Raw genomic sequence first — 4,899 nt, forward strand, 5'->3', positions numbered from 1 at the left:
CATGTCTATCCGGGAATTTGCCTATCGCACCGACATGTACGGCACCGCGGGAACGTTTGACGCGCCGCAGAAGATCGATCCGACCGACACGGCGGCCTTGCAGCACTGGCAGGCAGGACCGGTTGAGTGGAACCCGGCCTATCGCCCCTGGTTCTGGCGCGACATCTGGCCGATCATTTTCCGCGCCGACGAATTCTCCTATTTCACCAACATCCTCCAGCAATCGAACTTCCCGCACAACCAGTCGAGCCGGGGCACGTTCGATCCCTATCGCCTGTGCATCCCGCCACGCATCGCACCGCGTGCGCTGGCGCAAAAGGAAGGCCGCGCGAAGGACGACCATGTCGGCGGACGGCTGCTTGAGGCAGCGGTGGAACCGAGCCTGATGCTACTCGATGCAACGCAGGCGCCGGGCGCGGCTGCCGATGCCGTGGTTGGCGATGCCGCCGCCACGCTGAGGGCGGCAGCGGCGACTTTCACCGCCGCGGTCTGCCCGCCCGACGATGGCGAGGCGCCGCGCAGCTATGCCGCGCGCTGGCAAAAAACCTTCGCCGACAACGACACCGTGGCCGAGCCGGCCTATGCCGAGGCGCGCAGCGCCTTCGATGCTGAGATCACCGGCGTGATCGAGCGCATCGCCGCGGCCGCCGCGCCGCCGCGCAAACGGATGCTGACGCTCGCCCGGGCCTCGTCGCGGCAGGAGCCCGGCGAACCAGACCGGACCACCGATCCGGACGAGCCGATCGAGGCTGCGCTCCGCCGGTTGGCGTTCGAATACCGTTCCGGCCAGTTGCTCGAGCGCGCGCTCGCTGCCGCGGCCAAGGATGCCACGACCGATCCCGGCCGTTCCGCGCGGCAGTATCTGTTCGATCTGCTGCGCAAGCCAGGCGAGGAGAACCTGTTCCGGCTCGACGCCAATCCGGCGACGCGGACCTATCACCTGCCGCTGATGCCGCTGCTTGCCGGCGACAATCCGATCACCAACAAGACGGTGAGCAAGTTCCTGCGGCTGACCGACACGCAACTGTTCCTGCTGCGGCAATGGGCGGCGGGCATCTTCATTGACGAGGTGGATGCAGGTTTCGCCCCCGCGATCGATCCCTGGCAGCCCTACAAGGACTGGAACGTGCCGGGCGGACGCGGTCTCGACCAGGGTGTGCTGTCGAACGGACTCGGCGGCGCCTTCTGCCCAGGCGGTGAGGTGACGTGGATCATCCGCAATCCGGCGATCTGGCGCGAGCCCTACCGGATCAAAGCCGACCCTGAATGGTACAGCTTTGCGCTGACCGCGGCGCAGGAGAACGCCAACCGATGGGGAGCGGGCGTCAGCGAGGAAGGCTATATCGCCTATGCCTCCGACCCGCTGTCGCAAGGCAGCGACCTCGATTTGGGATTGCAGCCCGGCGACCTGACCAAGCTCGGCGGGCTGCCATGGCAGGCCGATTTCAACGAATGCTCCACCCAGACGATCGACGTCACCTACGAGGAATGGAACGTCCTTTATCCCGACAGCGTCGGCAACACGCTGATGGAGCGCGAGCGGCGCGTGTGGGAGACCTTATGGTGGCCGGCGCATCGGCCGATGCAGGCCTATTATCCCGTCGGCAAGGACTTCCAGTTCCGCAACTGGGCGCGCGGCATTCCGCAGACGCTTGCCGGCGACCTCAAGATGGTGACCGAATGGTCGAAGCTCGGCTTCATCGTCCGCAATCCGGCGGGCGGGCTCGATCAGCCCTCGCCCGGAATCAAATACATCTGCGTCGAAGATTCGGGAGAATGACCGTGACCAATCCGTTTGTCGGCAACTGGGCCTATCGCAGCTTCAACAACGACCCCGATCTCAGCAAGGCGGCCAACGACCTTTTGTTCGGCGAAGGCACGCTGGCCATTGCGGAGCAGTCCGTCACCGAACTTGCGGGAACGATCGGCGGGCCGGGATGGTCGCTCGATCTGCGCGGTAGCTTCGCTTACGGTTCGCCGATGCAGGTCCGCTTCCAGGGCAAGGGCGTGATCGGCGGCGAGCAGTGGATCTACGACTATATCGGCTGGCTTGTGCCGGTTTGGCCCGACAGCACCGACCGGCTGGAAGTGCCCGCGATCGTCGGCTCGGTGGTGCGCACCATCCCGCATTCGGGCGATGGCGGCAGCACGAACCCGGCAGGGGTGGTGGCATCCTTCTATGCCGTGCGAGCAGGCTGACTTCGTCGTCATCGGCGGCGGGCCGGCGGGTGCCGCGGCAGCGCTGATGCTGCGCCGTCACGCGCCCCGACGGCGCGTGGTGCTGTTCGAAGCGGGGCTGCACGAGCTGATAAAACCGGGTGAGATGTTGGCGGCGGTAGCACAGGGGCTGTTACGCCAGCTCGGCGTTTGGACGCCGTTCCTTGCTGCGGCTTTCGTGGAGAACCGCGCGGTCGTTTCGGCATGGGCCGGCGAGGCGCTCGACGAGCGGCACAGCATATTCTCCGCCCACGGCGCCGGCTGGCAACTCGACCGGGCACGGTTCGATCGGCTTCTGGTGCAGGCGGCAGCGGCGGCAGGCGCGCAAGTGCGACTTGGGTGCGACGTGCGTTCGGCGGCGCGTGAGGGCCAGGGCTGGCGGCTCAAGCTCGCCGATGGGGACATTATCGCCGGCGCCGTGATCTGGGCGACCGGCCGCAGCTGGCGGCTGGCGCGATCCTTCGGCGCGAAGCTTCGGGTGCATGGCCACCTCGCCGCATACACCCGCTTCTTCGACCGCGCGCCGGGCGATGGCCGCATGGTCATCGAGGCGCGCCCGGAGGGCTGGTGGTATAGCGCCGACTTGCCCGGCGGACGCCGGGTGGTGGCGTGCCTGACCGATCCTGACCTGGGCAGCGGCCTGCGCGATCCGGAATCCTGGTACCKCGCACTGGCGGCAACACGACTGATCGCACCGCTTCTGCCTCCTGGCGCGCGTGAAACCGCAACGCTGGTGAAATCGGCGGGAACGGCCACCGTCGATCCGGCAGCGGGTGAGCGCTGGGTGGCGGCGGGCGACAGCCTGTTCGCCGCCGATCCGCTGTCGTCGCGAGGGATCGTGCATGCGCTGCGCTCGGGGATCCTCGCCGCCTATGCCGCGTCGGACATGGTCGACGGACGCGACGACCTCGCACGCACGCGCTACGCGATGATCGCCTCGCAGGGCTTTGCCGACTACGCCTCCGCGCTCGGCGTGCATTATGCCGCCGCCGCGCGGTGGGACACTGCCTTCTGGCAGCGGCGTCGGCCTCAACCCGAAGAGCGCGCGGCAGATTTGTATCACAACACGTAGCACATTTACGGAACTGCCCTCGCCGACACCATTGACGTCGGGCTCGGCTGCCTGAAGATGTCGATACTGCCCGCCCGAACAAAACAAGCGTCAGGCCGCCACGTTAGACGAGGGATTTCAGCAGTGCCCTGTCGGCGATTTCCATGCCGAAACCGGGCGTGCCGTCGTGTGGTTGCATATCGATCGCCAGGGATTGAACGCAATGAACAAAATCGATCTTGAAGGACAGGTCGCCGTCGTTACCGGTGGAGCGCAAGGGCTGGGCCTGGCCTTTGCCCGGCGGATGGTCGCATCGGGCGCAAGGGTGAGCCTGTGGGACATGAACAAGGCAGGGCTGGAGGTGGCCGTTGCCGGCCTCGGGGACGCAGCCAAGGGCGTCCTGGTCGACATCACCGATGCCGAGGCGGTGCTTGCGGCGCACGCCCGCACCGAAAACGAGAGCGGGGCCGTCTCGATCCTGGTCAATTCGGCGGGGATAGCCGGGCCCAATCACACGCTCGACGAGTATCCGCTCGATGCCTGGCGGCGCGTCATCGATATCAATCTCAACGGAACCTTTCACGTCAACCGCGCTGTCGTGCCTGCCATGAAGGCGCGCAACTACGGCCGCATTGTCAACATCGCCTCGATCGCGGGCAAGGAAGGCAACCCCAACGCATCCGCCTACTCGGCGTCCAAGGCAGGGGTCATCGGGCTGACCAAGTCACTGGGCAAGGAGCTTGCCGGCTACGACATAGCGGTCAACTGCATCACGCCGGCTGCGGCGCGCACGCCGATCTTCGACCAGTTGAAACAGGAACATATCGACTACATGCTGGCCAAGATCCCGCGCGCACGGTTCCTCGAAGTCGACGAGGCGGCGAACATGGTCGCCTGGCTGGTCTCGAAGGAGAACAGCTTCACCACCGCGTCGGTATTCGATCTCTCCGGCGGCCGCGCCACCTACTGATCCCCAAACCACGAGAATTCGCGCGCGGCCCTTCGTTTCTTTAGCGCTTGATCTCATCAAGACGATCGACTGCCTTGACGTTCTCGGCCGAAGGCCCGGTGGGATCGAAGTCGGACGCCAGATACTTGTCGACAATCGCCTTCGCCGGTTCCGGGCCAATCACACGCGCGCCCATCGTGATGATCTGAGCATTGTTGGACTTGGCAGCCCGTTCGGCCGAGTAGGTATCGTGGGTCAGTGCGGCGCGCATGCCCGGCACCTTGTTGGCGGAAATCGAAACACCGATGCCGGTTCCACAAAACAGCAAACCGCGGTCGAATTCACCTTCAAGCACCTTTCGAGCAACCGTCTGCGCTATGTCGGCGTAAAAGCCCGGCTGACTGAAATCAGTTAGCGTTATGCCGGTCTTTCCGGCCAGATGAGCCGCAATCACATCCAGAAGCGGCTTTCCCGCACTGTCGGCGCCGATAGCGATCTTCATGGGCTCACTTCCTTTCAGATTCTGAGTTGTGCCGCGGATGCGCCGTCTGGCGCCCGGGTCCTGGGTGTCAGCGGGTGCATTCCATCCGCGGCCAACGGTTGGCATTCATAGTTTGGCTCGCAGCTTGACATTTGTCGAGTGCCAGTCGACTATTGTAAATATCGACGCCAACAACAGAGA

At 65.2% G+C, this 4,899-nt stretch carries 5 protein-coding genes; 4 read left to right on the top strand and 1 reads right to left on the bottom strand.

The features are described 5' to 3' along the window. The 4 genes from ACXJ7R_RS24745 to ACXJ7R_RS24760 form a co-directional block, all read left to right on the top strand. On the top strand, window positions 1-1,780 hold a 1,780-nt coding region (locus ACXJ7R_RS24745; protein WP_457154120.1), incomplete at its 5' end, for a LodA/GoxA family CTQ-dependent oxidase. Next, window positions 1,777-2,199 carry a hypothetical protein gene (locus tag ACXJ7R_RS24750; protein WP_457154121.1) on the top strand — a complete coding sequence of 141 codons (423 nt, stop codon included), beginning with the start codon at window positions 1,777-1,779 and terminating at the stop codon, window positions 2,197-2,199. The genes ACXJ7R_RS24745 and ACXJ7R_RS24750, both read left to right, overlap by 4 nt. After that, window positions 2,180-3,289 carry an NAD(P)/FAD-dependent oxidoreductase gene (locus ACXJ7R_RS24755; RefSeq protein ID WP_457154122.1) on the top strand — a complete coding sequence of 370 codons (1,110 nt, stop codon included), beginning with the start codon at window positions 2,180-2,182 and terminating at the stop codon, window positions 3,287-3,289. The genes ACXJ7R_RS24750 and ACXJ7R_RS24755 overlap by 20 nt, the downstream gene beginning before the upstream one ends. A 202-nt stretch (window positions 3,290-3,491) precedes the next feature. Next, window positions 3,492-4,238 (top strand): SDR family NAD(P)-dependent oxidoreductase, encoded by a 747-nt coding sequence (locus tag ACXJ7R_RS24760; protein WP_457154123.1) that lies wholly within the window; start codon window positions 3,492-3,494, stop codon window positions 4,236-4,238. A 40-nt stretch (window positions 4,239-4,278) separates the two neighbouring features. On the opposite strand, the gene derI is transcribed toward ACXJ7R_RS24760, so the two are convergent. Then, complete coding sequence (gene derI / locus ACXJ7R_RS24765; RefSeq protein WP_457154124.1) at window positions 4,279-4,719, bottom strand: D-erythrulose-4-phosphate isomerase; 441 nt, start codon at window positions 4,717-4,719, stop codon at window positions 4,279-4,281. Between the last annotated feature and the right edge of the window lie 180 nt (window positions 4,720-4,899).

It is taken from the genome of Mesorhizobium sp. P5_C1, from assembly GCF_054049815.1.